Raw genomic sequence first — 25,648 nt, 5'->3', positions numbered from 1 at the left:
TAACTAATTAGTCAAGCGCTACCTTAAAGGGCGCGTCCGTAACCTCACGGATGGACTCCTCGGTTTCACCCTCGGCGACCTCGATAAGCGTCAGGCCCTCCAGCTCGTCCACAGTGAATACGGCGCGGTCGGTGATGATGAGATCCACACACCGCGCGCCGGTCAGCGGCAGCTGGCACTCCGCCAGAATCTTGGAATCGCCGTGCTTGGAAACGTGCTGCATCATCACCACGATGCGCTTGGCGCCATGCACTAGATCCATCGCACCGCCCATGCCCTTGACCATCTTGCCGGGAATCATCCAGTTGGCTAGGTCGCCAAATTGGGATACCTCCATGGCACCGAGCACCGCGACGTCGATGGCGCGGGAGCGGATCATGGCAAAGGATTCGGACGAGGAGAAGAAGGATGCGCCAGGGGCTTCGGTAATGGTTTCTTTACCGGCATTGATTAGCTCCGGATCCACCTGGTCCTCTTCAGGGTAGGCGCCAACGCCCAAGATTCCGTTCTCGGAGTGCAGGACCACCTCACGGCCCTCTGGCAGGTAGCCAGGGATGAGCGTCGGCATGCCGATGCCCAGGTTGACGTAGTCACCATTGTCCAGTTCTTGTGCGGCGCGCGCCGCCATTTCTTCGCGTGACCAGGTCATTACTTGCTCACCGTCCTGAATTCGATTCCGGTTTCTTGCTTGCCCACTTCCACTACGCGGTCCACGTAGATGCCGGGCACATCCACCTCTGCGGGCGGAACGGCCTCTACCAGCTGTTCCGCTTGCACGATGGTGATATCGGCAGATTTGGCTGCATCTGGGTTGAAGTTCTGGGCGGTCTTATTAAAAGCGAGATTGCCAAAGCGGTCCGCGCGAGCGGCGTGGACGAAGGCGAAGTCCGGGGTGAGTGCTTCTTCCATAACGTAGAGCTCGCCATTGAACTCGCGGGTTTCCTTCGGGGCGGAGGTCTCCGCGATGGTGCCGTCGGGATTGTAGCGGGTGGGGATATCGCCATCGGCAAGCGGCGTGCCCACGCCAGCCTTGGTGTAAAAGGCTGGAATGCCCGCGCCACCGGCGCGCATGCGCTCTGCCAAGGTACCCTGCGGGGTGAACTCAACAGTGAGCTCGCCCTCGAGGTACTGACGCGCATATTCCTTATTGGTTCCCAGGTAGGAACCGATGGAGCGGGCGATGCGGTGATCCTTGAGCAGCAGGCCCAAGCCGAAATCATCCGTACCAAGGTTATTGGAAATGATGGTGAGCTCGCTCGCGCCCTGGGAACGCAGCGCAGCAATGAGTTGCGCCGGGATACCCACAAGGCCGAATCCGCCCACCGCGATGGAGGAACCGTCCGGGATATCCGCGACGGCCTCCTCTACTGAGGCTATGACTTTATTCAACATGGCCTTAGACTACGTGCGGTTCACAGACAGCACAAGGGTTCAGAATGCGAACATTATCGGGTATACTAAAGAGACCTGGGCCACTTAACCCTAAAAATAGCTTGGAGGACACACCGTGGCAGATACCCCCGTAGTGCAATCTCTAGCCCGCGGACTCAACGTCATTCACTCGTTTAATGGCGAACGCCCGCGGCAGACACTGGCCCAGGTCGCCGAGGTCACAGGCTTAGCGCGCGCCACCGCACGCCGCTTTCTACACACGCTTGTCGCAGAAGGTTATGCCCGCACCGATGGCTCAGATTTTTGGCTCACCCCCCGCGTTTTAGAACTGGGCTATTCGTACCTATCGAGCTTGGGACTGCCAGATATTTCCCAACCCCATTTGAGGGAGTTATCCACCAAACTCGATGAGTCCTGCTCCGTCAGCGTGCTCGACCGCGACACCGTGGTCTATATCGCCCGCGCCGCAGCGCACCGCATCATGTCCACCAATATCACCATCGGTACGCGCTTCCCAGCGCACGCTACGTCCATGGGTCAGGTGCTGCTCGCTGATTTAACGCCGGCGGAGCTGGATGAGTATTTCGCCACCACCGCCCCGCTCGAGCAGGTCACCCCGCACACCCTGGTATCCCAGGACGCGCTGCGAGCCCGCCTCGGTGAGGTGCGGCGGCGCGGCTGGGTCATCGTGGATCAAGAGCTAGAAATCGGTCTGCGCTCCATCGCCGTTCCCATCCGGGATCGCACCGGGCGCGCAGTAGCGGCCATCAATATTTCCACCCAGACCTCCGTGTATTCCACCCAAGATCTCACCGCGCAGATCCTCCCGGAGCTCCTCACTACGTGCGCGGCCATTTCCCACGATCTCACTACCACCGAAATTTCCTAAGGAGAATCCATGCATACCCAAGACGTTGTCCTGTGCTACCCCAAGCGCACCCCAGTCGGCCGCTACGGCGGCGCGCTCAAATCCGTAGCCGTCCAGGATCTAGCCAGCTTGGTGGTATCTACCATCGTGGAAGAATCCGGCATCGATCCGAACGCCATCGATGACATTATCCTCGGCCAAGCCTCCCCGAACGGCGCTGCGCCTGCCCTCGGCCGCGTCGCCGCACTCAATGCCGGCCTGCCCGTCTCCGTGACCGGCATGCAGCTCGACCGTCGCTGTGGCTCCGGCCTGCAAGCCATCGTCACCGCCGCCGCCCACGTCGCCACCGGCGCAGCCGAGGTAGTCATCGCCGGCGGTGCCGAATCCATGTCGCGCACCGAGTACACCGTGGACGGCGACATTCGGTGGGGTGCGAAGGGCGGCAACATGGTCTTTCGCGATCGCCTCCAGGAGGCCCGCGAAACCGCCGGTGGCAAAAACCACCCCATCCCCGGCGGCATGATCGAAACCGCCGAGAACCTCCGCCGCGAGCGTTCCCTGTCGCGCGAGGACCAAGATGAGCTTGCGGTGCGTTCCCACCTCAATGCCGTCCGCGCGCAAGAGCAGGCGCTTTTCGATGCCGAAATCGTGCCCGTCTCCGTTCCCCAGCGCAAGGGGGATCCCATCATCGTGGACAAGGATGAGCACGTGCGCGCCGATTCCAGCGTGGAAAAACTATCCAAACTGCGCCCGGTGATGGGCAAGCAGGACGACGAGGCCACGGTGACCGCAGGTAACGCCTCCGGCCAAAACGACGGTGCCGCCGCCGTGCTCGTTACCACCCGCGAAAAGGCCGACGAGCTCGGCCTCGAGCCGATGGTGGTATTGAAGGGCTGGGCGCTTGCCGGTGTAGAACCAGAGCGCATGGGCATCGCACCAGTTGAGGCCACCCGTAAGGTCATGGACCGCCTCGATCTCACCTTCGATGACCTCGACCTCATCGAGCTCAATGAAGCCTTTGCCGCGCAAGCCCTCGCGGTACTAGATCAGTGGGGCATTTCCCCCGAAGATCCTCGCTTCAACCCCAACGGTTCCGGCATCTCGCTGGGCCACCCGGTGGGCGCGACCGGCGCCCGCATCGTGGTTACCGCCGCGCACCACCTGCGCCGCACCGGTGGCAAGCGCGCGCTGGTCACGATGTGCATCGGCGGCGGCCAGGGCCTTGCCGCCATAATCGAACCCGCCTAGTCCTCGCAGTGAGGGCCTAGGCGGTATCGGGGGACGGGCGACCAAGCTAGCCTTGGACGCTCACGCTGCCATCTGCATTAACGGTAACTTGCGCCGCCATGGCGCGGGCCACGTTAAGCCGCTGCCAGGAGCCGTCCTTGCCTTGCCAATCCAATGGATTGCCGGCAGGGCGTGCGGTCTGGCGTAGCACCTCGGCGCGCTGTTCCGGAGTCAGATCCGGGTGGGAAGCAGCGAGTAGTACCGGGGCGGCCTGCGGCACAACCATCGGCGCATCCGTTGGATTGCTTTGAGTGAAATCATAATCCAAGAACTCCGTGTATTCGTCTACAGCATCTGTAGTGGACCGGTATTCCTTGCCATCGGCCTTATCCTGTGCGACGAGTTCTTCTACAGATTTGCCCGTCCGCCACTGAATCTCTTCCCGAATTTCCTGCGCAGCCTGTTGCAATGCATCGCGCATGCGGTCATCGTTCAAACGATCCGCCGCCGCAGCTTGACCAGTCATGCGGCCTCCGATGACGTCCAATGGGTAGTGCACACCCAGGACGACGCGGTGGTTTCCTGCTTCGGCGCCGCGCAGCATCAACTGCGGGCCTACCTCTGGGAGCATTGAGGCCATCAAAGTGGTGATCCACGTTGCCTGGTTAGTGTGCCCAGAGGGGAAAGCCGGCGAGGTGGAATAGAGATCCTTCGACTCGTCTTCGTAGCGGTTAATAGCATCGGGTGCCTGCACGAATGGGCGGTCGTAATGGAAATAGTACTTTTCTGCGAAGGTGGAGCTAGCTATCCCACCGGCACGGGCGGCGTAGCCATTGCCCAGCAAGTACTGGGTCTTTGGCAGTCGATGCTCTGCCAAGGCCTCGCGGAATGCGCCGCCCAGGCTCTCTCCCATGGAGTCAGAAATGGCTTCTAGCATCCCACCGGAGCTTGCCTTGGCATCGGATTGCGCACGGGCGATCAGCTCAGGGTCATCGGCAGCCGCATTGTTAATTGCCACTACCTTGTCCATGTTTTCTTCAAGGACCTCAGGCTGGTGCTTAATCTGGTCAAACCCGCGGACAACCTGCCAATAGTTGCCAAATTGGTAGGACGAGATATCGGATTCAAAGCCTGCAAGATAGTCCACACCAAAGGGCTGAGGAACCGGCGCGCCTGGGTGTTGCACTGGAGAGGGGCCAATGCTGGATCCACTGCTAGATCCCTGTACCTGCGGCACCTTGGACGAAAGCTCACCCGCCTGCGCGGCGGGTGCAAAGGAAGCAACGGTGAAGCTGGCGGCCGCTCCGAGAGCAAGTACTCGGCGCGAAACACCACGATTGAAAATACGGGTCATATATCGCAACTTTCAGCTAGAAGTGATTTCCTCTGCACACTAACCAGCTAACGTTAAGGAAGAATGAACTTCGCACTAACCCTTTTCAGCGCTTTTTTAAACAAATAGTTATATGACCGCTCAAGCTAATCGATGCCTCCCTGCCTACTCCACCCAGAACCGTGTCTCCTCGGCCGGTTCGGCACCTGGCACGGACAAGCCCGCCGTGGCGAGCGCAGCAAATGCCACCGCGGCGGCCATGGCCGAATCTCGCTGCTGATGAAGAATCATTAACTCAACCTAGCGCGAATAGGTGCCAATGAAAACAGGAAAGCACTTCCAGCGGGCAGTTTCGGCGCGAAAGCGTACATACGCGGTAAGCTAGAGAGGAACTTTTGCTCGCATAGGATAAAGGGGAATTAGTCAATAATGATCCAATTCGTCTTCGGCGCCGCCGCAGGGTACGTATTTGGCACCAAAGCGGGCCGCAAGCGCTACCACCAAATGAAAAGCGCCTACCAAAAGACCGTCAACTCCCCCGCCACCAAATCTGCGGTGCGCTCCGCGCGCAAGATGGTAGCCAACCGCCTGGATCCCGAGCCACGCATGCGCGAAATCCACGACCTTTCCGAAAAGCGCCGTGGCAAAGGCAAGGCTCGCGGGAACCAGGCTCCACAGGCAGACCGGATTTATGAGCCCGATGAGGATTAAAACCCTTCCCCGTGCAGCACCTGAACTAGCGCTCGAGTGCCTGCCCGGGGATTTTATATACCTGGCGTTCCGCGAAAGGCGCGGTCATTTAGCTCGCGGCGGGCCTGCTCCAAGGCAATGAGGTCCGCGAACAGGGAGTTATAGCCGGCCTCATCATCGGTAGGCCGCATCCGGCCCAACTGGGCTTTCAGCTGTGCAATCTGATCGCCCACGACGGTTTCCTGCAGCCGCGAGAGCACGGAATCCGCATATTTTTCCGCGCCCACGTCCGTGGGCAGGATAGCCTCGACTGCCAGCTCGGAGACGAAATTCCTTCCCGTAAGATCCTGCATTTCCCCGGCAACGGCGGCAATCCAATCCACCCCGGACATAGTGGCGCCCTTGTCTGCCCCGCCCACGGCGGAAATCGCCTGCCGGACAATGCGGTAGGCGTCGTTGGTATAGGCATCGGCAGTAATGCCATCAAAGTACGAGCCAACGACCTCCGGCATCTGCAAGGCCAACTTTAGCGCCTCCCGCTGCGGCCACAGATGGGTCTCCTTCGGGCTGGGCGGATGGATCATGGGCACATCCTGCTGCGCCGGCTGCGGCTGTGCATTATCAAAGCGGCGTATCGTCGGCTTATCCGCCTTCTTCGGTTTCTTCGCCTCCGCGCGCACTTGGCGGAGCACCTCTTCCGGATCGTTCCAGCCCACCCAGCCGGCAAGCCGGCGGGCGTACTCGCGCTGCAGGGGCTGGTCCCGGATTTGCGCGACGATGGGCACCGCCCGCCGCAAAGCCTGCAAGCGGCCTTCGGCAGTATCAATCCGGAAATCAGCAATAACTGACTGAATGACGAATTCAAACATGGGGATGCGGTCTGCCACCAGATCGCGCACCGCGGCATCGCCCTTTTCAAGGCGCAGATCGCACGGGTCCATGCCGTCTGGCGCCACAGAGACGAAGGATTGTCCGGTAAATTTCTGCTCCCCGTCAAAGGCACGCATCGCGGCCTTCTGTCCCGCTTCATCACCATCGAAGGTGTAGATGAGCTCGCCGTGGAAATAAGAATCATCCAGCATGAGCCGACGCAGCACCTGCAAGTGCTCCCCACCAAAGGCCGTACCGCACGAGGCCACGGCAGTTTTAATGCCTGCCGCGTACATGGCCATCACATCCGTATAGCCTTCCACCACCACGGCCTGGTGTCCTTCTGCAATATTGCGCTTGGCCAAATCCAGCCCAAAGAGCACCTTGGACTTGTGATAAAGCATGGTCTCGGGCGTATTCATGTACTTGCCCAGCTTGTCATCATCAAAGAGCTTGCGCGCACCAAAGCCAATGACGTTGCCGGAAAGATCCTTAATGGGCCACAGCAACCGGCGGTGAAAACGGTCAATGGGTCCGCGCTTGCCCATCTTGGAAATGCCGGCCGCCTCTAGTTCTTCAAAGGAAAAGCCCATGCGCAATAGGTGCTTTGTGGCGGTGTCCCAACCTTCTGGGGCGTACCCGCACTCGAAATCATAAATAACCTCGCGGCTAAACCCGCGGTCCAGCAAAAAATTGCGCGCCGTTGCCGCCTCTGGGGTTTCCAGCTGCTTCCGGTAGAACTCGTGCACCGCTTTATTCGCAGCGATGAGCCGCTGCCGAGTACCCGGCTTCTCATTGCGCGCACCGGTCGAGCCGCCCTGGTAATTAATGTGGTAGCCGATCTTCTGCGCTACGGCTTCCACGGCCTCCGGAAAAGAGACCTGTTCCATTTCCATTAGGAAGCTGAATACATCGCCGCCTTTACCGGTGGAAAAGCAGTGATAGTATCCCCGCTGCGGGCGGACGTGGAAGGACGGCGTCTTTTCATCCTTGAAAGGGCTCAGGCCCTTCAAAGAATCATGCCCTGCTGGTTTGAGCTGCACATATTCGCCTACGATTTCTTCTAAAGGCGCGCGTTCACGGATAGCTTGGATATCACTGTCCGGAATTCTGCCCTTTGCCATGGCTACAGACTACCCCGCCCATTTATCGAATGCTCAACCGCCAAAGCCAGGATGGTCGCATTAGGTTGTCCCGATCAACAAGTACACAGAATCACCGTGTTTTACCCACATGTGGGGCAGCCTTTCGCCAGGTATTCCCACCCCCGGGACGGGGCAATTTTGGATATTGCTCTTGACGCAGTGGACGTTTATGTTTTCGAGATATTTCCTGCAACAATAGAGAGCATGTCCAAGTCCAAAGCGTCTAAGAAATCGCTTCCAGTGGCCCTTGGTGGACTCGCCATCGTCGCAGGCGCTAGTTATTTCGGCTTCGACCTCGGCGGTGATGAGGATGCAACGTCGACGGATGAGACCTGCGCAATTTCTTCCCTTCCCAGCGAGGCCGAAGAAACTGCAGACGATATTCTGGCCGGCGGCCCTTATGACTACCCCGACAAAGACAATTCCCATTTTGGCAATTATGAAGGCGTCCTCCCCCAGCAGGCGCAGGACTATTACCGCGAGTACACGGTAGAAACCCCTGGCAGTAATCATCGCGGATCGAGGCGCATCGTCACCGGCGGTGGCACCGAAACCGACCCCGATGTGTGGTACTACACCGATGACCATTACCAAACATTCTGTTCTATCCCGGACGCAGAGGATTAATAGTGCACCGCATTTTAATTACGGAACCCATCCGTACCCGTACGGATTTCTTCAATGCCTTAGGACGCACCCATGGATGTGTGGATTGTGGCCCGCGCAGCCTAGAAGATCTAGCTAAATTCCTGCGCGAGAATGAAATATCCACCATCGTGGCTGCCAACATGGAAATGGAATTGGATGACTTCGCGGCCATCGCCGCCGTTGTCCACGATGAAGGCGTTAGGCTCGCGCGCTAATAGCTAGTCCGCAGATACTGACATTCCGCGATGCTATAGGTCCACTGCAATAACTGAGCATTGCGCGCCCTCAAGTATCACTTTTCCGCCTCAAAAATAGCAGCGGAGGTTGCACTTTTAGAGAAAGACCGCGGCCAAGCCCCTCAAAAGGGCAACCAAGCCTGCAAAGCTATTAGTCCAAGAACCCCGAAAGGTCAGCGCTCCGGCGGGCCAGCCGCTCGAGGCGGGATTCGGTCATGGAAGCGATCTGATCAATGATGGCGCGGTCGCGAGCGGCGTCGGTATCGGCCTGCTCCCACCACAGGCGGAAGGTGGCATCGAGCGAACCGGGCGCACCGGCAACGAGGTAATCGTAGACGCGGTAGATGCGCTCGCGCTGGCGGTCTTGGCGCGCTAGGTGCGCCGGTTCGTCCATTACGTAAAGCACAGCAATCGTCTTTAAGAGCTTGACCTCTGCCTGCGCCAAGGGCGGAACGCGCAGGTCACCGTGCATGCGGCCGAGCGTATTGGCGCTGATGAGCGCAGCATTCGCCTCCGAGGTTGTGCCAATAGTGGCACCCACATAGCGTCCCACCAGCTCAGAGGTCATCTTTTTCAGCTTGGCATAATCGCGCAGGGTGTAGTCGAAATTGCCAAGGGCGTTGATGACATCGAGATTGCGCAGGCTATCGGCGGCTTCCAAGAGTTCATCGGCAGTTCCGCCAAAGGCCCCGGCGCCCTTTTCTGCAAGGTGGGCTAGCTCCACCAAATCCCACAACACGTTCAAGGAAATGCGCTGGGAGATGATGCCGTCTTCCACGTCGTGCACGGAATAAGCAATGTCATCGGACCAGTCCATGACCTGGGCCTCGATGCACTTTCGGTTATCGGTGTGGCCCTCGCGCAACCACGTTAAAAGGTCCGAGTCCTCATCATAAGCGCCGTATTTCCGGTTGATGGTGCCATCCGGATTGGTCTTGGTCCAAGGATATTTGCACGCGCCATCGAGCGCAGCGCGGGTGAGATTGAGGCCAAAGCTGTGGGCGGTGCCATCGGCGTCCTCGACGAGGACTTTGGGCTCTAAGCGGGTCAAGATGCGCAGCGTTTGCGCATTTCCCTCGAAACCGCCTTGCGCGACCTCATTGAGCGCATTTTCGCCGTTGTGACCATAGGGCGGGTGGCCAATATCGTGGGTGAGCCCGGCCATGTCACAGAGATCCGGATCGAGGCCGAGGCCGGCGCCGATGCCACGGGCAATCTGGCCAACCTCGAGCGAGTGGGTAAGCCGCGTGCGCGGGGTATCGCCATCGCGTGGGCCTACGACCTGGGTTTTATCCGCCAATCGCCGCAGCGCAGCCGAGTGCAAGACGCGGGCACGGTCGCGGGAGAATACCCCGCGGTGTTCTTCGATATCGCTAATCGTGGATCCCTTGGGCCGTTCTTCGGCCAGCCGGGCAAAATCAGCTGCAGCATAAGAATAAGACACGCTCTAAGTTTATTCTGTGAACTGGCCTTTTGGGGCAGCAACGTGGCTGCTTAGCTCTTTGTACCTTGCGGACCTTTCACGAAATTACCGCCGATCGAAGCCAAGCCGACGACCACAACTAAGAAAAAGATGAGCCCAATAGGAACAGCGGGGAAATGTAGCACAAGCTTTTGCGCAATATTGTAGTTCATGTACAGACTCAAAAGTCCGGCTGATCCTAGCGATAAAACTACTGCAAAGGCAGACGGCAGACAGTTAGCAAGTATCCTATTGCGGTGTGCTTCTGCGGCTGAAACTCCTTGCTGCCAAGCGATGGTAACGAAGCGGATGAGCCGACCTTGCTGTGCCAAGGCGAGTCCGAAAATGAGAACCGCTCCCCCAACAATCACATAAGCGAACAGAGGGATAAACTCGCTAGTACCTGTACCATTCGGACCGTAAAACAATGTCGAAGGTAAGTTCTCGGCCCATTGATTAGCGCCTATAACGTGCAATGCCCCGAAATCCCGCAGCTCTACTTCCTTCGAGAATACAGCTACAGAGTAGGCTGCACCTTCTTCTTCGGCCCTTTCCCACGCAGGATCCTCCCGAGAATTAAAGGTTTGATCCCATGGCCGCATCCAAGTCTGATCAAACGGCGATCTAGGTTCCCGCTCGGTTACCGTTGGGTTTCTCACCAACGAGCCGACCGTTCCTTCCCGATCTTCCACTAAAGCAAAGACCGCGCCTTCTTCTGGGGTGGAAGGCTGAAGTCCGTTTGGGCCCTCGACAGCAGGCACCCAGCTAAGAACACCTAAGCAGTCTTCCGAGTGGGTCCGGCAAGCATTCTCAGCGTTAACCGAGCTAGAAGTGTCGCCTTCCTCCGGCGTCGCGACGTACACATCCTTAGCGTTGTCTGCTAATGCTTCTCTAGCGGAGAAAAGTGCAGAATCATTCGCAATAAAAAGAATGATTGGAAACATGACAAAGATACAAGAAACCCGCAATACGGTAGTAGCAATAAAGGACCGTGTGTACCGGACTCCCAAAAGCAGAGGACTCCATCTCCTGAGCTTAAGGGCAAAAAATTCGACAAGATAGAGGACAACAGCGTAAATAAATACAGAAGCCGCACTCACCAAAAACGGAACGCAATATACAAAGATCAATGGCCACCTACTTGCAGGTGTCGCCTGAGGAATTAATCCAAGTCCTCCAAGTAGCACGGCAAAAGCCACTATACCCAGCGGATAGCGAAGAAGCTGTGCAGCTCGTGGGCTTCGTGGTATTGAATCCCTACTAGTCGGGCCCCGACTCAAATTCTCCAAAACCTTCGTTTCCTGTTGAAAGGGAACAAAGCTCAGGACTGTGAGTATGCACCACGAAATTGGCGCAATTAGCAACGGTGAAGGAAGTCCTTTGGGAAGCTCAACGCCAAAGCCCGAATACAAAAAGAGAAAGATTGGTTTCATCAACACGGGAACAAGAAAAGCGCTGATAATAGCAAAGCACGCATACGCCGTAAGTAATTCGAGAAATAATTCTCGCCGAATTCGCTTTAGCGACAGTCCAAATAGACGAAGAGCTTCATAGTGGTGGCGCCTCCCTTCCACCACATGCCTTATGCAGTATTTGAGAGCTAGGGCAAAGGGAACAGTGGAGATAATAGCTGAATACATCAGCCCCATTGACATAGATTCAGCTACCTCTTCCGCAGCTATAGTCGAGATCAACAGGCTCACGAAGAACATAAGTACAAGCGCCGTTGTGAGCAATGGAATACTTTCCGCGAAAGTGTCTTTGCGTATCCTAGATTCGACCGCGCGAAAGTTCATTAGTTAACCCCCGATTTCCAAGACCTGATCAGTAAATTTCTCTAATCGGTCGTCATGGGACACGACCAATGCGATTGTCCGGTTTTCTTTTACATAGTTATGCAAATAGCGCAATACTGAGTACGCATTTTTCTCATCTAACGCGCTTGTTGGCTCATCTGCGAGAATTAGTCGAGGCCCTTTGGAAATCGCCGTGGCTATGGCTGCACGTTGACGTTGCCCGCCCGAAAGCTCGTGTGGAAGTGAGTCAGCATATTCACTCATGCTAAATTGAGCCAACAGCGAACGATTGTCTTCCTGCGTTGTAGAAGTCCCACTTAGCTCTCGAGCGAAGGATAGGTTTTCGTCGATCGTCAGACAGGGGACTATGCCGGAATCTTGAAAGACAATTCCCATTGACTTCGCTCGAAGCCTATCTCTGTCCTTTTCAGAAGAGCTCCACAAATTGTTTCCGAAGATGTTAACTGTTCCCGATGTGGGTTTTTGGAGGCCACAAACCACACGGAGCAGTGTAGTTTTACCAGACCCAGAGGCTCCACGAATCCAGGTGAGGGTACCTGGCTCATGCACGGAATTGATGGAAAATAACGGTCTACTTTTCCTGCTTAACTGTACCACTAGGTCTTCTAGTTGCAGCATGTTCTCCACGTGAATCTCCGAAGCATTTCAAAATGTGCGAGGATAGCTTTTCATGATGACCCGATAACCACATCAATAAACAAGATCCCCTATTTAAAAACTATCATCAGCCTATAAAATAGCATATGAAAATCACTTTTATATTTAAGGAGTCCTTTCTTTATTTTGCATCGTTTCGTGCCGCAGCTTCTGATTCGGCCGCAGCATCAGTTCAATACGGTACAGGCGCCTTTTCCAGGCACGCGCGCACCGGGGAGAAACGATGCTGGCGAGCCCAATATAAAACAGCCCGCCGGATTCGTGCGCGAGGTAGCGCCACCAGGGCTTGGAAAAGCGCCGGGCGGGATAATAGGGCGTGCCCGAGACCGAGGCATTGAGCCCTTCTTGCTTGGCGATGACCCACGTGCGCAACCTGTGCAAGGGATCGGTGACGATGATGGCATCGGCAAGGCCGTGGGCATCGATAACCGCAGCTAAGGACTCACGCGTATCGAGGCCTTCCTCCACGGCGGATACCTGCAGCCCAGGGAAGTTCTCGCGCAGGTAATCGCGCGCGACCCCGGCCTCGGTAAATCGATCCCCGGGCAGCTGGCCGCCGACGGTTATAACGGGCAGGCCGCGGGAGGTGGCCAGCTCCCCGGCATGGCGCAGACGCCCGGCTAGGATGCGGGAGGGGCGGCCATCGTATTGCGCGGTGCCTAAAACAACGACGTATTTCACAATACTTCCCACCCTACTGCCTGCAGAGGAGGTTCTCCGGATTGGGCGTTCGGGCAGGTAGAGTTGTGGGCATGAATCTTAGTGCACGAATCGGCCGCGCTACCATCGCGGCATTTTTGCTCGGCTGCACCTCCATTGGCGCAGGCCAGGCCCTAGCCGCGGAGACCACTACCATCGCCCAAGCCCCGGATACGGCAGCGGTGACGGATAGGGTAAACGATAAGGCAGGGGTCTTAAGCACCGAGGAAATTAGGGAGATCAATGAGAAGATCACCCAGCTACAAAAAGACCAGTCGCTCATCATCTTCGTTGTCTTCGCAAACGATCTTGGCACTGATCCAGAAAGCTATGCACGCAACATCGTCAACGAGAAGGGCCCGAATTCCGCGGCCTATGTCGTTGGCGTGAACGAGCGCCAGGTGGGCGTGCAGACCGGCGATCAATGGCCCGAGGGCCGCCTGGATCAGATGTACGATGCCGCCTATAGCAAGCTCTCCAATGAGGAATACGGCGCTTCTGCGATCGCGCTTGCCGATGCTGCCCTTGGTAACTCCAGCTCCTCCGATTCTTCTGGCATGGCCTGGTTGGGCGGTGGCGCCGCCGCCATCGTCGCTGCAGGAGGTGGCGTCTGGTATTACTCGCGCCGCAATACAAAGAAGAGTAAGGCAAAGATTTTAGAGTCTGCCCGCGAGATTGCGCCAGAAGATACCGATCAATTAAACCGGCTGCCGCTAGATACCTTGGATAAATTGGCCCAGGAAGAGTTGGTTTCCACGGATGAATCCATCCGCCGCGGCAAGGAAGAGCTCAATATCGCCCTGTCTGAATTCGGGCCGGAGCGCACCCGCCCGTTTACCAAGGCGATGAATCATTCCACCTCTACCCTGCAAAAGGCCTTCAAGATTCGCCAGCGCCTCGATGATGCGGTACCGGAATCCCAGGCCGAGCGCCGGCAAATGCTGGTAGAAATAGTCTCCACCTGCGGCCAAGCCGATGACGCACTGGATAGCCAGGCAGAAGAGTTTGCCCGGATGCGAGACCTGCTGCTGCAAAGCGACTCTAAGTTGGACGAACTCACCCAGCGCACCGTCGGGCTGCGCACTCGCCTGCCGGGCGCCGAAGGTACCCTCACAAAGCTTCAAAAGGACTACCCCACAGAGGTCTTATCCTCCATTGCAGATAACCCTGAATTGGCGAGCGCCTCCCTCGATGAGGCGGAAAAGCTCCTGGACCAAGCCCGCGAGGTGCAAGGCCAGCCGGCCGGGAAACAAGGTTCGCTCGTGGGGCTTATCCGCGATATCGAGCACGCCACGGAGGCCACCGATAGGCTCCTGACCGGAGTGGAGCACGCCGAGGAGAATATTTCCTCCGCCCGCCGTAATCTGGGTGCGCTTATCACCGAGGTCGAGGGCGAAATCGAGGAAGCCCGCGAGCTAGAGCGCCAAGGCAAATCCCAGGGAACCCAGGCGGATTGGGAGGCCCTCGAGGAGCTGCTTGAGCGCGCTTCCGCCGCGGTAACTGACGCCAAGCAGCAGGGCGATACGGATCCCTTGGGCCAGCACACCGCGCTCATGAGCATCGATACCGAGCTTGATGAACGTCTTGACCGCGTGCGGGAAAAGACTTCTACCCACGCGCGCCAGATCGAGCTTTTCCACCAGCAAATGTCGGTGGCAGAATCCAATATTCAGGCCGCCGAGGATCTCATTTCCTCGCGCGGGCGCATTGTTGGTTCCGGCGCCCGCACCGCGCTTGCCGATGCCAAGCGTCTCCACGCCCAAGCCCTGCACACCCAGCGCAGCGATATCCGCGGCGCGTTGCAATCCTCCCGGGAAGCCGTTGCCGCAGCGCAAGCCGCCTTGCAGCGGGCCAAGGATGATTCCGACGAGTATCGCCGCCAGCAACAACGCCAGCAGACGAGTTCTGCGGCCGGCAATATCATCACCGGTATGGTGTTGGGCCAAATCCTTGGCGGCGGTGGCCGCGGCTTCGGCGGTGGTTTCAGCGGCGGCGGCGGAGGATTCTCCGGCGGCGGTGGCGGAGGCGGTTTCCGCGGCGGCTCCTTCTAAGGGCGGTGCCTTCTAAGCCGCCGGCTTGGAAGGCCTGCTGGTTGGCGGTTAGCCGCGCACGATGCGCGGTGTGGCATCGACAAGCAGGCAGGCATAACTCAGCACCACTGCATCCACCTCCGGCAGGCCCTGCCCGCTGGGGTTGGATAACTCTAGGCCGCTCCCCCGCGGGTTAAGGCGGGCAACTTCGGAGCCCTCCGCGCTACCATCTTCGGCAAGGGCCAGTATGCGGCGCTGCTTACCAAAGATTGCGGACCGCTCCAAAAGATAGTGGGTGTCTCCGCAGGTAGCGCGCAGGCGCGTGACGGTCAAACCCGCCTGCGAGACTTCACACTGCTTTGCTGCCTCGGAGTCCGCGCTGCGGCTGGCACGCGGCAGCGCCCGCAAGAAAAAGCGCGGGGATGCGGTCGTCCCGTCTAGCGAGGTCTCCACGTCAAAAAGCGTATCTGGTTGTGTGGGATCCCCAGAGAGCGCGCCGGCAATGGTCAGTGCTCCGTCTCGCACCCAAGCGATATCGGTTCCGCGCGCATCGCGCAGAGTAGCACCATTCCACTGCCACGGCATCGTTCCCGCCATTAGAAAATGAACACCGCCAACAGGGCGACGATGGAGGCCAATACCAGCGTGATGATCCATACCCACGCGGAATTTTTGGTGTTCTTTTCCAAAATCGCGCGGGTAAACCAGCTCAGACCGGCGATCTCGGCGGTGCTCAGACCTTCTGCATCGTCCTCGAATTCCAAGATGGCCTTACGCACACCGGAGTTCTTAGCGGAAAACTGCGCCACCTTATTATCATCGACATCATCAATGATCCAATCGCCGCTATTTTCATTGACGTAGTGAAAAGTGCGGCCATTGAGCGAGGCTTCAAGGCGCTTATCGCGGCCGAGGCGGCCAGCAAGGCGGTAAACGGAGCCATCATCAAGCGTGGCCGAAGCCCCCAAATCGCTGACCTCGACGCGCCAAAAGTTCCCGTCTACATCGGCGGAATGTTCCGCAAAGACGCCTAGGCGCTCCGGGCCCTCCTCAACGAGGAGGACGGGCTTGTCGCGCTCGGAGCGATCCCAGCTGGTGTAGTGCATCTGCTTAGCACCCAATCAGGCGCGCGGAGAGGTAGGACTCAAGATCCTCAATCTTTACGCGCTCTTGCTCCATGGTGTCGCGCTCGCGCACGGTTACTGCGTTATCCTCGAGCGAATCGAAGTCGAAGGTGACGCAGAATGGCGTACCAACCTCGTCCTGACGGCGGTAGCGGCGGCCGATGGCTCCAGAGACATCGAAGTCCACGTTCCAGTAGGCGCGCAGCTTATCCGCCAGCTCGCGGGCCGGAGTGGATAGCTCCTCCTTCTTGGACAACGGCAGGACGGCAACCTTGATGGGCGCCAAGCGGCGGTCCAAGCGCAGAACCACGCGCTTGTCGGTGCCGCCCTTAGCGTTCGGTGCCTCTTCCTCGTCATAGGCATCTACCAGGAAGGCCATCATGGAACGGCCCAAACCAGCGGCCGGCTCGATGACGTACGGAATCCAGCGCTCATCATTGGCCTGGTCATAGTAAGACAGATCCTCGCCAGAGCCCTTGTCGTGGACGGAAAGGTCATAGTCGGTGCGGTTGGCCACACCTTCCAGCTCACCCCACTTGGAGCCCTTGAAGCCGAAGGCGTACTCCACATCCACGGTGCGCTTGGAGTAGTGCGACAGCTTTTCCTTTGGGTGCTCGTACAGGCGCAGGTTTTCTTCCTTGATGCCCAGGTCGGTGTACCACTTGTAGCGGTCATCAATCCAGTACTGGTGCCACTCTTCGTCCTCGCCAGGCTTGACAAAGAACTCCATCTCCATCTGCTCGAACTCGCGGGTGCGGAAGATGAAGTTACCCGGGGTGATCTCATTGCGGAAGGACTTACCAATATTGGCGATGCCGAATGGCGGCTTCATGCGCGAGGAGGTCATCACGTTCTTGAAGTTGATGAAAATGCCCTGTGCGGTCTCCGGGCGCAGGTAGTGCAGGCCCTGCTCGTCATCGACTGGCCCCAGGAAGGTCTTCAGCAGGCCAGAAAAGGCCTTCGGCTCGGTCCAGTCACCCGGCTGGCCGGTTTCCGGGTCGTTAATATCAGCCAGGCCGTTTTCTGGCTCGTGGCCGTGCTTTTCTTCGTAGGCCTCGAGCAAGTGGTCGGCGCGGTAGCGCTTACCGGTGTGGCGGGATTCCACCAGGGGATCGGTAAAAACCTCCACGTGGCCGGAGGAGACCCACACCTGGCGCGGCTGGATGACGGAGGTATCCACACCTACGACATCGGGGCGAGATTGGACCATGTGGCGCCACCACTGGCGCTTAATGTTTTCCTTCAACTCCACACCAAGAGGACCATAGTCCCAAGCGGAGCGGGAACCGCCGTAAATCTCACCCGCCTGGTAGACCAAGCCGCGGCGTTTACACAGATTAACAACGGTATCGATAAGGGATGCCATGGTTGTAAAGGACTCCTCTGGTAGGGGATAGTCGTGACAATCTCATTCAGTCTAACCCTTATCCCCCATCAGTAGTGGGATCAGGGGGTGCAAATTTAAATCGGTTAATGTACAGGTAATGAACAACTTGAGGTAATATAGTAGTGGTCGACAGATAATAGATACCGTATTGAAGGTGCCCACTCCCTATGACGACCGTTCAATTAGCATTTAATAACTCTGCGGCCGCAAGCGTTATCGCGGCCCTCGATTCCCCGCTGCGCATTTCCATTATTACCCGCCTAGCGGAGCGCGACCATTACGTACACGAGCTGGTTAAAGCCACTGGGAAGTCCCAGCCGCTGATTAGCTAGCACCTGCGAGTTCTTAAGCAAGCAGGAATTGTCAGCTCTGAGCGCAATGGGCGCGAGGTGACATACTCTCTGGTCGCACCGGAGGTTTTAACCCTTTTGGAAGACGCCGCGAAAATCGCCTCTTAATAACCGGTCTGCATATAAAGACGATTTATTATAGCGCTTGTTGAAAAAGAGTTGATAATATGAATGTCATGTCCATTCATGAGAGTATCCCCAAGCTCGGCTCGCGCAATACTAAACAGCGCACCGCGGTTGTTGAGGTCCTGCGGGACATCGACAAGTTCGCCTCCGCCAAGGAAATTTATCACCAGCTCCAAGAGCGGCAAGAAAAAGTCGGTCTCACCACTGTCTACCGCACCCTACAATCTCTTTCCGATATTGATGCCGTAGATGCACTACACATGCCCAATGGCGAGACCCTGTACCGCCATTGCGAATCCGATGCGCACCACCACCACTTGGTATGCACCAAATGCGGCCGCACCGAAGAAATCGATGGTGGACCCATTGAAAAGTGGGCTTCGGCCGTAGCCGCCGAGTACAACTTCGAGCTTACCGGCCACGACGCGGAGATCTTCGGCGTCTGTTCGCAGTGCGCGGCCGCACAGTAGTCACCGCACGGTAGGCTCGCGCGCCTTCCTTAGCTGCTACTTCCCTACTTCACAGCACCGAAGCGGCGATCCCGGCGGGCATATTCCTCAATGGCGGCGAAGAGGTCCTCCGGTGTGAAATCAGGAAATAGCTTGTCCTGATAAATCATCTCGGCGTAAGCGGACTGCCACAGCAGGAAGTTCGAAGTGCGCTTCTCACCGGAAGGCCGCAAGAATAGGTCCACGTCCGGCATGCCGGGATCATAGAGATGCTCTGCGATGGTGCTTTCTTTAATATCGCGCGGCCGGATTTCACCAGCGGCGACCTTTTCCGCAAGCTGGCGCACGTCATCGACCATTTCCGCCCGGCCACCGTAATTAACGCACATGGCCAGCGTCATTTTCGTATTATTCTTGGTCAATTCTTCGGCGGCCTCAAGCTCTTTAATCACCGAGCGCCACAGGCGCGGGCGACGCCCTACCCACACCACGCGCACGCCGCGCTCATTGAGCCACTCGCGCTGCCGCCGCAGCACATCGCGATTAAAGCCCATCAAAAAGCGCACCTCTTCCGGGCTGCGCCGCCAGTTTTCAGTGGAAAACGCATATGCCGAAAGATACGGTACACCGGCGGCGAGGCAGGCATCGACGACATCGAGAAGCACCGCCTCTCCCCTGCGGTGGCCTTCCGTGCGTTTCATGCCCTTTTCTTGGGCCCAGCGGCCATTGCCGTCCATCACCAACGCAATATGGCGTGGCAGCAGCTCATCCGGAATATTCGGCGGGGTCAGGCGACGAGAAGGATCTGGGGTAATCACGGGCTACAGTTTACTGTTCCATCACCTGTAATGCGGACACATTTCGCTCCATGTGCCACTGCAGGTGCGCCCGCGCTAGCCGATGCCCCTCCTGCCGCTGCGCATTAGTCGGATCCGTCGGGTAGCCATGTGCCAAAAGCCACAAGTGGTGCAGGGTTTCCGGATCCACCTCCGCAGCTCCTGGCGGCCGGCATTCGTGGCAGGCGGCGCCGCCGACGGCCGGGTGAAAGGCATGGTGCGGGCCGGGGCGCTGGCACTGGGCGCAATCAAAAAGGCTCGGTGCCCAGCCGGCATGCGCCATGGCCTGCAATAAGAACGCATCAAGCGTTTGCGTCGGCTCCTCGGTTTGCAGCTGCTCGAGCGTCGCCACCACCGCGTTGTAGAGGTACGGGTCGCCGTCTCCATCCGCGTAGATGAGCCGCTCGGCCGATTCCAAGACCGCACAGGCGGCCGTATAGCGCTCGTAGTCTTCGATGAGGCGCGCACCAAAATAATTCACCGTATCCGCCTGGGAAATCGTGGCCAGGTTCTTTCCTATATACAGCTGCACATCCAAATTGACGAAGAGCTGCAGCCGCGATCCAAAGCGGGATTTTGCTCGGCGCACGCCCTTGGCCACCGCACGCACCAACCCATGGTTTTGGGTGAGCAGTACGATGACGCGGTCGGCTTCCCCAAAATCATAGGAGCGAATGACCACGGCGCGGTCGCGATAATTTTCGCGCATGGCCTTTTAGAACCCGAGCCTGCCCAGCGACTTGGCATCAGATTGCCAGTTCTTCAGCACCTTGATGCGCAGATCCAGGTACACGTTCTGGCCCAGTAGCTCCATGATTTCCTTGCGGGCATTGCCCACGATGCGGCGGAAACGCAGGCCATCTTTACCCTCGATGATCCGCTTTTGCCCTTGACGCTCCAAGTACATGATGGCGTGAATATCCAGCACTCCCTCACGCGTGCGCGAAGGCAGCATTTCATCAATCTGCACCGCAACCGAGTGTGGTAGCTCTGCCTTCAGGCCAGAGAGCGCAGCCTCACGGATGAGTTCTTCGATGCGCTTTTCTTGCCCCTCATCCGTGATGTGATCATCCGGGTAGAACTTCGGGCCCTCCGGCAAGTGCTCCACGATGACCTGCACCAAGTCATCCAGTTGCACGCCCTTTTTACTAGAAACCGGAATCACCACGGCCTCCGGATCTTCTTGCGCCAAGAGCTCGTGCAAGGCCAAAAGCTGCGCGCCCACCTGGTCCTTAGAGGCTTTATCCAGCTTGGTCACGATGCCGATGATGGGGGTCTTCGGCGCAATCGAGCGCACATTATCCAGGATCCACCGGTCACCCGGACCGATCTTCTCATCAGCAGGAATGGTCAAGCCGATGACATCCACATCCGCATACGTTTCTTTAACCACTTCATTAAGCCGCTCGCCCAACAAGGTGCGGGGGCGGTGCAGACCCGGTGTATCCACCACGACGACCTGTGCGTCCTCGCGGTGAACCAGACCGCGGATGGTGTGGCGGGTCGTTTCCGGCTGGTCCGCGGTAATGGCGATCTTTTGGCCCACCAGCGCGTTGGTCAGCGTGGATTTACCCGTATTCGGGCGGCCCACAAAGGATACGAATCCAGAGCGGAATCCTTCTGGGGTATCCGTGTACTGCGAATAATCTAACGGAGCTGCCTTCTCCCCGGCGGCTTCCGGAGCAGCATCATCGGGGTCATCTGGCAGGCCCTCGAATGCCGCATCAAACTGTGTATCAATGTCAGAACTCATTACCTGCAATGATAACCCACCGCACCAAAATCTCCGATTGTTTCACGCACTAACAAATCTGCAGGCTAAGCTAAGACCGTTCTCTCCTCCTCGGTGTATTTCTCACCGCTTCCTGAAAGACACTCCGCCATGCCAACCAAGTCTCCCCTACTGCTCCTAGGTGCCATCCTCACCATTTCCATTAGTGCTTGTTCATCCCCTGATGCTGGCCCCTCGCCTTCCGAAGAGGAATCCACCAGTACTTCAATCAGTCCATCTTCCAGCTCACCTAGTGCGACCTCATCGAGCAGCATTGCACAATCAACCACGCAAGAGCCCACTACCGAAATCCCAACAGAACCAGAAACCCAAGTAGCAGCTGAGGAGCCAGGTGCACAACCGCAGGCGGCAGCCGCTGAGCCAGAGCTGCTGTATTGCGAAATAGGCCTTGGAGCATTCGGGAAGTTTTCTGATGACTCTTCCCACCAAACCGAACTGTGCAATACCCCTGCACTCCAGCGTTCCATGCGCGCGGAACGAGTATGCGGTGGCCTTAATGGACACTTGCTTTATCCAGACGAATGGCCAGAGCTTTGCAACGGTGGCGCTCCATATTCGGGAACGCCGCAGGGCGGAGCGTCACCAGAATCCTATGACGACGATTCTCTTGCGGAAACGCCCTCGCAGGCACAAGGCCTCTAGAGCTGCGTCTTCAGGCTGTGCCCCGTCGGCTTTTCGCAGATGCTATAGGTCCACTGCTATAACTGAGCATTTTCGCACCTGAAATGTAGCAAATCGCGCTCAGATATACCCGAGGACGTTGACCTTTTGCATTTTCGATCGGCCCAACACCAGCCCGAAGGCCCCGTACCCTCAAAATGTACGAGGGTGCGGGGCCTTCAGTAGCTAATAGCCGTGTACCTATTTCTTGAATTCGTCCGGAAGCGGGCCAAGCTGCGGTCCGTCCGGATAGTACTTCCAGCCGTCCTTAATACGGACATCGTCGGACCACGGTAGTTTGTACTCGCCCTTGGCGAGGTCTTCTACCCAGGTGAGGTAGTTTTCGGTCTTTCCGCCTGGGTAGCCAACATAGCCGCGATTACCCAGGTTGAAGATGTTGTTTTCGAGGCCCCAGTTGATGCGCGCCTTATCAGCCAGCGCTGGGAATACCTCTGCAGTGACGATTTCGCCCGGGTTGCGGTGGCCCTCAGAAATCATGTGGCCGTCGTAGTTGCAGACATTGCCTTCACCGAAGTAATAGAAGACTTGGTCATAGCCCGCCAAGTTCACCGATGCCGTGTACATGAGGTTCTGGAAGGCGTTGGTCTTATTGGTCATGATCCACTGGTCTTGGGTCTGGGTGGAATAGCCCGAGATGCGGATATAAACATTGGCTCCCTTATACGCTGCTTCGCGGGCGAGCTCGGGGAACATGCCATCGTGGCAGATATTGACTGCAAGCTTGGAACCCTTGGGGCCATCGCATACCGGCATGCCCAGGTCACCTGGGTACCACGGCTCGATGGGGGTCCATGGCTGCAGCTTGCGGTAGTGCAGCGCAATCTCACCGTCGGAGTTGATGATAATCGCCGTGTTGAACGGCGGCTTTCCCTCTTCATGGTTGGGTTCCATGATGGAGAAGACGCCCCAGACGTCGTTATCCTTACAAGCCTGCTTGTACTGGTCCACCTTGGGGTCATCGAGGCCGATGAGGAATTCATCGTAGGACCAAATCTTGGTGTTCAGGCCCGAAGAGGAGTATTCCGGAAAGACGATGAGATCTAGGTCTGGGTAGCCAGCCTTGGTCGAGGCCACCATGCGGCAGATTTCATCGACGTTTGCTTGAACGTCTTCCGGGGAATTGACTACGGGAACTGGGTATTGAATAAGGGCCATCAACAGGCCGTCGGGGGATGCGCTGATACTTCCGGTGCTGGACAAGACGGGACTCCAATCACGTCGTTGATTACGTTACACCTATCACTTTATAGGTATTCACCAAGTTATGCACCAAAACAGCGGATTACTTGTCTCGGATTGCAGACCACACCACTCCACCAGTGCAGCTTTAGAGCTCCTCCGCCTGGAATTGCATACTCGGGTGGGCGAAGGCGTCCTGAGCTTGAATAAGCTGCAGCTCAGTGGATTCCGCCTCATACGTCGTGCGCAGAAGCTCATAGACGGAAGATGCGGTGCGGCGCAGCGCCTCTTTCACGTCATCGGTTTCAACGTAGTGGCCAGTAAACAGCGCCGCGGTCACGTCACCAGAGCCGTTGCGCTTAACCGGCAACAGCGGGGTCGAGAGCAAGAAAGCGCGTTCACCATCAACGGCGAGCATCTCAATCTGATCCGCAGGGGTTTCCGGGCGTTTTACGGAGGTAACCAATACCGTCTTCGGCCCCATTTCCTGCGCCTTCTTCACCGCAGCCAAGGTCTGGTCCAAGGTATTGACCTCGGTACCGGTAAGGTAGCCCAGCTCAAATTGGTTCGGGGTGATGATATCGGCCACGGGCACCACGCGGTCACGCAGCAGCGGCGGAATGTCATCTGAAACGAAGCAGCCCGACTTCGCATTACCCATCACGGGGTCGCAAGCGTACAGCGCCTTGGGGTTGACGGCCTTGATTCGGCGAACGGTGTCCACGATGGCATCAGCAATGTCGGAGCCGCCCTGGTAGCCAGAAAGGATGGCGTCGATACCTTCAAAAGCACCGCGCTTTTCGATGCCATCGATGATCGACGTGACATCACTGGCCGGAATCATCGGTCCACCCCAGTCACCGTATCCAGTGTGGTTGGAAAAATTCACCGTGTGCACGGGCCACACCTCGTGGCCGGCGCGCTGGAGAGGAAAGACGGCCGCGGAATTTCCCACATGGCCGTAGGTGACATGAGACTGGATGGAAAGGATAGTCATAGCTATCCATTGTGCTACTGCTTATGCACAGAGACAAAGGAATGGGCGAAATTATTCTTGGGTTTCCTCGTCGCGTGGTTCCCCAATCGCGGGGATGCCGCCGCCGGGTACCTGTTCATCGAGGCGTGCTCGCTCGGCAGCATCCGGAAAGGCCTTCGGGCCCGAAGGCTTTGGCTGGTAGCTCTTCCCGCGTGCAACGAGGTCATCGTACCAATCCGCCAGCAGTTCATTCTGCCGGGCAAACATTTCCTTTTCTTCCGCCGCGGTGGCGTGATCGTAGCCCAGCAAGTGCAGGCAGCCGTGCACCGTCAACAGCGCGAGCTCGTGCCCGAGCGAATGTCCGGCGGCATCGGCCTGTCGCAGAGCGAACTCGGGGCATAAGACAATATCGCCAAGCATGGCAGGGCCCGGATCGGCGGCATCGGGGCGCCCGCCACCAGAAGTGGCGCCGGGGGTAAGCTCATCCATGGGAAAACTCATGACATCGGTAGGGCCTTCCAAGTCCATCCAGCGGATGTGCAGATCCTCAATGGACTTCAGATCCACGCAGGTAATGGTGCATTCCGCATCGGGGTTGATGTCCATGGCACCGAAGGTAAAAGAGGCGACATCGATAAGCATCTCCTCGTTGACGCCATCAAAACCCGACTCGTTGAGAAACTCGATACTCACTTATTTCCCCTCGTTTTCCGCAGCCTGTTTATTGTCAAAGGAATCATAGGCATCCACGATGCGGCCGACCAGCTGGTGGCGCACCACGTCCTGGGCGCTGAGATCCGCAAAGTGGATATCGTCCACGTTATTGAGAATTCGTCGCACGATGCGCAGGCCGGATACCTGCCCGCGCGGCAGATCCACCTGGGAAATATCGCCGGTGACCACGATGGTGGAGCCAAAGCCCAGGCGGGTCAAAAACATCTTCATCTGAGCCGGCGTGGTGTTTTGCGCCTCATCAAGGATGACGAAAGCATCATTGAGCGTACGCCCGCGCATATACGCCAGCGGGGCGACCTCGATGATGCCGGCATCCATCAGCTTGGGGATCATCTCTGGATCGAGCATGTCCCGCAGCGCGTCATACAGCGGGCGCAGGTACGGGTCGATCTTGTCATTCAGCGTACCCGGCAAAAAGCCCAGGTTTTCGCCCGCCTCGACCGCCGGACGGGTAAGAATAATGCGCGAGACTTGCTTATTTTGCAGCGCCTGCACGGCCTTCGCCACCGCCAGGTAGGTCTTGCCGGAACCGGCCGGGCCAATGCCAAAGACCACCGTATTATTGTCGATGGCCTGCACATATTCGGATTGCCCCACGGTCTTAGGGCGGATGGACTTGCCGCGGCGCTTGACGATGTCCGCCGCCATCGCCGCTGCCACCGACTGCGGCGCCTCTACGGCGACCATGTCCATGGTGTGCTTGACCGTATCGGTAGATACGGCATGGCCGCGCCTAGCGATGGCCTCGAGCTCATCGAGGATCTTCGCCGCGCGGGCTACCTCGTAATCGGGGCCGGTGACGGTGACAATATTGCCGCGGGCAAAAAGGTCCGCATCGAGGCGGTCATTGAGCACGCGGAGGTTATCGTCCGCGCTGCCCAAAACGCTGCTGACATACGCGGAATCGATCTCACATTTCTTGGTGATGATAGGCACGTC

The 25,648-nt window shown here is 57.7% G+C and carries 27 protein-coding genes; 8 read left to right on the top strand and 19 right to left on the bottom strand.

The window, feature by feature from the left end; genetic code table 11:
• Window positions 1-7 precede the first annotated feature (7 nt).
• On the bottom strand, window positions 8-649 hold the full coding sequence (locus ABRP84_RS04910; RefSeq protein WP_284641414.1) for a 3-oxoacid CoA-transferase subunit B: 642 nt from the start codon (window positions 647-649) through the stop codon (window positions 8-10).
• Complete coding sequence (locus ABRP84_RS04905; RefSeq protein ID WP_005278125.1) at window positions 649-1,392, bottom strand: CoA transferase subunit A; 744 nt, start codon at window positions 1,390-1,392, stop codon at window positions 649-651. Before ABRP84_RS04905 ends, ABRP84_RS04910 begins: the two co-directional genes overlap by 1 nt.
• A 115-nt stretch (window positions 1,393-1,507) precedes the next feature.
• On the opposite strand from ABRP84_RS04905, the gene ABRP84_RS04900 reads away from it, so the two are divergent.
• Window positions 1,508-2,281, top strand: coding sequence for an IclR family transcriptional regulator domain-containing protein (locus ABRP84_RS04900; protein WP_284624378.1), 774 nt, complete (start codon window positions 1,508-1,510; stop codon window positions 2,279-2,281).
• 9 nt (window positions 2,282-2,290) lie between these two features.
• Complete coding sequence (locus ABRP84_RS04895; RefSeq protein ID WP_349852889.1) at window positions 2,291-3,508, top strand: acetyl-CoA C-acetyltransferase; 1,218 nt, start codon at window positions 2,291-2,293, stop codon at window positions 3,506-3,508.
• A 46-nt stretch (window positions 3,509-3,554) separates the two neighbouring features.
• On the opposite strand, the gene ABRP84_RS04890 is transcribed toward ABRP84_RS04895, so the two are convergent.
• Window positions 3,555-4,841, bottom strand: coding sequence for an acid phosphatase (locus ABRP84_RS04890; protein ID WP_349852888.1), 1,287 nt, complete (start codon window positions 4,839-4,841; stop codon window positions 3,555-3,557).
• Between the two features lie 144 nt (window positions 4,842-4,985).
• Window positions 4,986-5,111, bottom strand: coding sequence for a hypothetical protein (locus ABRP84_RS04885; protein ID WP_349852887.1), 126 nt, complete (start codon window positions 5,109-5,111; stop codon window positions 4,986-4,988).
• A gap of 138 nt (window positions 5,112-5,249) precedes the next feature.
• Between ABRP84_RS04885 and ABRP84_RS04880 the strand changes: the two genes are divergently transcribed.
• Window positions 5,250-5,531 (top strand): hypothetical protein, encoded by a 282-nt coding sequence (locus ABRP84_RS04880; RefSeq protein WP_023023385.1) that lies wholly within the window; start codon window positions 5,250-5,252, stop codon window positions 5,529-5,531.
• Window positions 5,532-5,584: 53 nt separating this feature from the next.
• On the opposite strand, the gene dnaG is transcribed toward ABRP84_RS04880, so the two are convergent.
• Window positions 5,585-7,504: a DNA primase gene (gene dnaG, locus ABRP84_RS04875; protein WP_349852886.1), complete on the bottom strand. Its 1,920-nt coding sequence runs from the start codon at window positions 7,502-7,504 to the stop codon at window positions 5,585-5,587.
• A gap of 225 nt (window positions 7,505-7,729) precedes the next feature.
• On the opposite strand from dnaG, the gene ABRP84_RS04870 reads away from it, so the two are divergent.
• Both ABRP84_RS04870 and ABRP84_RS04865 read left to right on the top strand, forming a co-directional pair.
• Complete coding sequence (locus ABRP84_RS04870) at window positions 7,730-8,152, top strand: guanyl-specific ribonuclease (RefSeq protein ID WP_034659067.1); 423 nt, start codon at window positions 7,730-7,732, stop codon at window positions 8,150-8,152.
• A 2-nt stretch (window positions 8,153-8,154) separates the two neighbouring features.
• Window positions 8,155-8,388, top strand: coding sequence for a hypothetical protein (locus tag ABRP84_RS04865; RefSeq protein ID WP_349852885.1), 234 nt, complete (start codon window positions 8,155-8,157; stop codon window positions 8,386-8,388).
• A 172-nt stretch (window positions 8,389-8,560) separates the two neighbouring features.
• Here ABRP84_RS04865 and ABRP84_RS04860 read toward each other — a convergent pair whose 3' ends face one another.
• From ABRP84_RS04860 to ABRP84_RS04845, 4 genes are all read right to left on the bottom strand, one after another.
• Window positions 8,561-9,853: a deoxyguanosinetriphosphate triphosphohydrolase gene (locus ABRP84_RS04860; RefSeq protein WP_349852884.1), complete on the bottom strand. Its 1,293-nt coding sequence runs from the start codon at window positions 9,851-9,853 to the stop codon at window positions 8,561-8,563.
• Between the two features lie 50 nt (window positions 9,854-9,903).
• Window positions 9,904-11,667: a hypothetical protein gene (locus ABRP84_RS04855; RefSeq protein WP_023023394.1), complete on the bottom strand. Its 1,764-nt coding sequence runs from the start codon at window positions 11,665-11,667 to the stop codon at window positions 9,904-9,906.
• Window positions 11,668-11,670: 3 nt separating this feature from the next.
• Entirely contained in the window at window positions 11,671-12,306 is a 636-nt protein-coding gene (locus tag ABRP84_RS04850) for an ABC transporter ATP-binding protein (RefSeq protein WP_023023396.1), read from the bottom strand.
• A gap of 144 nt (window positions 12,307-12,450) precedes the next feature.
• A complete protein-coding gene (locus ABRP84_RS04845; protein ID WP_284869539.1) occupies window positions 12,451-13,026 on the bottom strand; it encodes a YdcF family protein in 576 nt (191 codons plus the stop codon).
• Between the two features lie 71 nt (window positions 13,027-13,097).
• On the opposite strand from ABRP84_RS04845, the gene ABRP84_RS04840 reads away from it, so the two are divergent.
• Window positions 13,098-15,095 carry a TPM domain-containing protein gene (locus ABRP84_RS04840; protein WP_349852883.1) on the top strand — a complete coding sequence of 666 codons (1,998 nt, stop codon included), beginning with the start codon at window positions 13,098-13,100 and terminating at the stop codon, window positions 15,093-15,095.
• 48 nt (window positions 15,096-15,143) lie between these two features.
• Here the strand turns inward: ABRP84_RS04840 and ABRP84_RS04835 are convergent, their stop codons facing one another.
• The 3 genes from ABRP84_RS04835 to ABRP84_RS04825 are packed head-to-tail and all read right to left on the bottom strand — an operon-like array spanning window position 15,144 to window position 17,564.
• The gene (locus ABRP84_RS04835) at window positions 15,144-15,659 is read right to left on the bottom strand and encodes a hypothetical protein (RefSeq protein ID WP_349852882.1); all 516 of its coding nucleotides are present in this window, start codon (window positions 15,657-15,659) and stop codon (window positions 15,144-15,146) included.
• Window positions 15,660-15,670: 11 nt separating this feature from the next.
• Window positions 15,671-16,180: a hypothetical protein gene (locus ABRP84_RS04830; RefSeq protein ID WP_349852881.1), complete on the bottom strand. Its 510-nt coding sequence runs from the start codon at window positions 16,178-16,180 to the stop codon at window positions 15,671-15,673.
• Between the two features lie 4 nt (window positions 16,181-16,184).
• A complete protein-coding gene (locus tag ABRP84_RS04825; RefSeq protein ID WP_284853558.1) occupies window positions 16,185-17,564 on the bottom strand; it encodes a glycine--tRNA ligase in 1,380 nt (459 codons plus the stop codon).
• Between the two features lie 188 nt (window positions 17,565-17,752).
• On the opposite strand from ABRP84_RS04825, the gene ABRP84_RS04820 reads away from it, so the two are divergent.
• Together ABRP84_RS04820 and ABRP84_RS04815 are read left to right on the top strand one after the other, a co-directional pair.
• Window positions 17,753-17,917, top strand: a complete 165-nt coding sequence (locus ABRP84_RS04820; protein ID WP_349852880.1) for an ArsR family transcriptional regulator — start codon at window positions 17,753-17,755, stop codon at window positions 17,915-17,917.
• A gap of 194 nt (window positions 17,918-18,111) precedes the next feature.
• A complete protein-coding gene (locus ABRP84_RS04815; RefSeq protein ID WP_084529590.1) occupies window positions 18,112-18,531 on the top strand; it encodes a Fur family transcriptional regulator in 420 nt (139 codons plus the stop codon).
• A gap of 44 nt (window positions 18,532-18,575) precedes the next feature.
• Here ABRP84_RS04815 and ABRP84_RS04810 read toward each other — a convergent pair whose 3' ends face one another.
• From ABRP84_RS04810 to ABRP84_RS04780, 7 genes are all read right to left on the bottom strand, one after another.
• Window positions 18,576-19,328: an isoprenyl transferase gene (locus tag ABRP84_RS04810; RefSeq protein WP_349852879.1), complete on the bottom strand. Its 753-nt coding sequence runs from the start codon at window positions 19,326-19,328 to the stop codon at window positions 18,576-18,578.
• Window positions 19,329-19,338: 10 nt separating this feature from the next.
• Window positions 19,339-20,055 carry a DNA repair protein RecO gene (recO, locus tag ABRP84_RS04805; protein WP_349852878.1) on the bottom strand — a complete coding sequence of 239 codons (717 nt, stop codon included), beginning with the start codon at window positions 20,053-20,055 and terminating at the stop codon, window positions 19,339-19,341.
• Between the two features lie 6 nt (window positions 20,056-20,061).
• Complete coding sequence (gene era / locus ABRP84_RS04800) at window positions 20,062-21,099, bottom strand: GTPase Era (RefSeq protein WP_023023416.1); 1,038 nt, start codon at window positions 21,097-21,099, stop codon at window positions 20,062-20,064.
• A gap of 900 nt (window positions 21,100-21,999) precedes the next feature.
• On the bottom strand, window positions 22,000-23,019 hold the full coding sequence (locus ABRP84_RS04795) for a formamidase (protein WP_023023423.1): 1,020 nt from the start codon (window positions 23,017-23,019) through the stop codon (window positions 22,000-22,002).
• A 127-nt stretch (window positions 23,020-23,146) separates the two neighbouring features.
• Window positions 23,147-23,995 carry a pyridoxal kinase PdxY gene (gene pdxY, locus ABRP84_RS04790; RefSeq protein ID WP_023023424.1) on the bottom strand — a complete coding sequence of 283 codons (849 nt, stop codon included), beginning with the start codon at window positions 23,993-23,995 and terminating at the stop codon, window positions 23,147-23,149.
• Between the two features lie 51 nt (window positions 23,996-24,046).
• Window positions 24,047-24,667 (bottom strand): rRNA maturation RNase YbeY, encoded by a 621-nt coding sequence (gene ybeY / locus ABRP84_RS04785; protein ID WP_023023427.1) that lies wholly within the window; start codon window positions 24,665-24,667, stop codon window positions 24,047-24,049.
• Window positions 24,668-25,645: a PhoH family protein gene (locus tag ABRP84_RS04780; protein WP_005284200.1), complete on the bottom strand. Its 978-nt coding sequence runs from the start codon at window positions 25,643-25,645 to the stop codon at window positions 24,668-24,670.
• Between the last annotated feature and the right edge of the window lie 3 nt (window positions 25,646-25,648).

It is taken from the genome of Corynebacterium sp. KPL2861 (genome assembly GCF_040225475.1).
Lineage (GTDB): Bacteria > Actinomycetota > Actinomycetes > Mycobacteriales > Mycobacteriaceae > Corynebacterium.
The sequence above is the reverse complement of the archived record's forward strand: the minus strand, read 5'-3'. Positions and strand labels throughout refer to the sequence as shown.

What these genes read in the sequence shown, in the direction of transcription:
- ABRP84_RS04910 (WP_284641414.1), bottom strand. Translation starts at nt 649, where the DNA reads ATGACCTGGTCACGCGAAGAAATGGCGGCGCGCGCCGCACAAGAACTG.
- ABRP84_RS04905 (WP_005278125.1), bottom strand. Translation starts at nt 1,392, where the DNA reads ATGTTGAATAAAGTCATAGCCTCAGTAGAGGAGGCCGTCGCGGATATC.
- ABRP84_RS04895 (WP_349852889.1), top strand. Translation starts at nt 2,291, where the DNA reads ATGCATACCCAAGACGTTGTCCTGTGCTACCCCAAGCGCACCCCAGTC.
- ABRP84_RS04890 (WP_349852888.1), bottom strand. Translation starts at nt 4,841, where the DNA reads ATGACCCGTATTTTCAATCGTGGTGTTTCGCGCCGAGTACTTGCTCTC.
- ABRP84_RS04885 (WP_349852887.1), bottom strand. Translation starts at nt 5,111, where the DNA reads ATGATTCTTCATCAGCAGCGAGATTCGGCCATGGCCGCCGCGGTGGCA.
- ABRP84_RS04880 (WP_023023385.1), top strand. Translation starts at nt 5,250, where the DNA reads ATGATCCAATTCGTCTTCGGCGCCGCCGCAGGGTACGTATTTGGCACC.
- dnaG (WP_349852886.1), bottom strand. Translation starts at nt 7,504, where the DNA reads ATGGCAAAGGGCAGAATTCCGGACAGTGATATCCAAGCTATCCGTGAA.
- ABRP84_RS04870 (WP_034659067.1), top strand. Translation starts at nt 7,730, where the DNA reads ATGTCCAAGTCCAAAGCGTCTAAGAAATCGCTTCCAGTGGCCCTTGGT.
- ABRP84_RS04855 (WP_023023394.1), bottom strand. Translation starts at nt 11,667, where the DNA reads ATGAACTTTCGCGCGGTCGAATCTAGGATACGCAAAGACACTTTCGCG.
- ABRP84_RS04850 (WP_023023396.1), bottom strand. Translation starts at nt 12,306, where the DNA reads ATGCTGCAACTAGAAGACCTAGTGGTACAGTTAAGCAGGAAAAGTAGA.
- ABRP84_RS04840 (WP_349852883.1), top strand. Translation starts at nt 13,098, where the DNA reads ATGAATCTTAGTGCACGAATCGGCCGCGCTACCATCGCGGCATTTTTG.
- ABRP84_RS04835 (WP_349852882.1), bottom strand. Translation starts at nt 15,659, where the DNA reads ATGCCGTGGCAGTGGAATGGTGCTACTCTGCGCGATGCGCGCGGAACC.
- ABRP84_RS04830 (WP_349852881.1), bottom strand. Translation starts at nt 16,180, where the DNA reads ATGCACTACACCAGCTGGGATCGCTCCGAGCGCGACAAGCCCGTCCTC.
- ABRP84_RS04825 (WP_284853558.1), bottom strand. Translation starts at nt 17,564, where the DNA reads ATGGCATCCCTTATCGATACCGTTGTTAATCTGTGTAAACGCCGCGGC.
- ABRP84_RS04820 (WP_349852880.1), top strand. Translation starts at nt 17,753, where the DNA reads ATGACGACCGTTCAATTAGCATTTAATAACTCTGCGGCCGCAAGCGTT.
- ABRP84_RS04815 (WP_084529590.1), top strand. Translation starts at nt 18,112, where the DNA reads ATGTCCATTCATGAGAGTATCCCCAAGCTCGGCTCGCGCAATACTAAA.
- recO (WP_349852878.1), bottom strand. Translation starts at nt 20,055, where the DNA reads ATGCGCGAAAATTATCGCGACCGCGCCGTGGTCATTCGCTCCTATGAT.
- era (WP_023023416.1), bottom strand. Translation starts at nt 21,099, where the DNA reads ATGAGTTCTGACATTGATACACAGTTTGATGCGGCATTCGAGGGCCTG.
- pdxY (WP_023023424.1), bottom strand. Translation starts at nt 23,995, where the DNA reads ATGACTATCCTTTCCATCCAGTCTCATGTCACCTACGGCCATGTGGGA.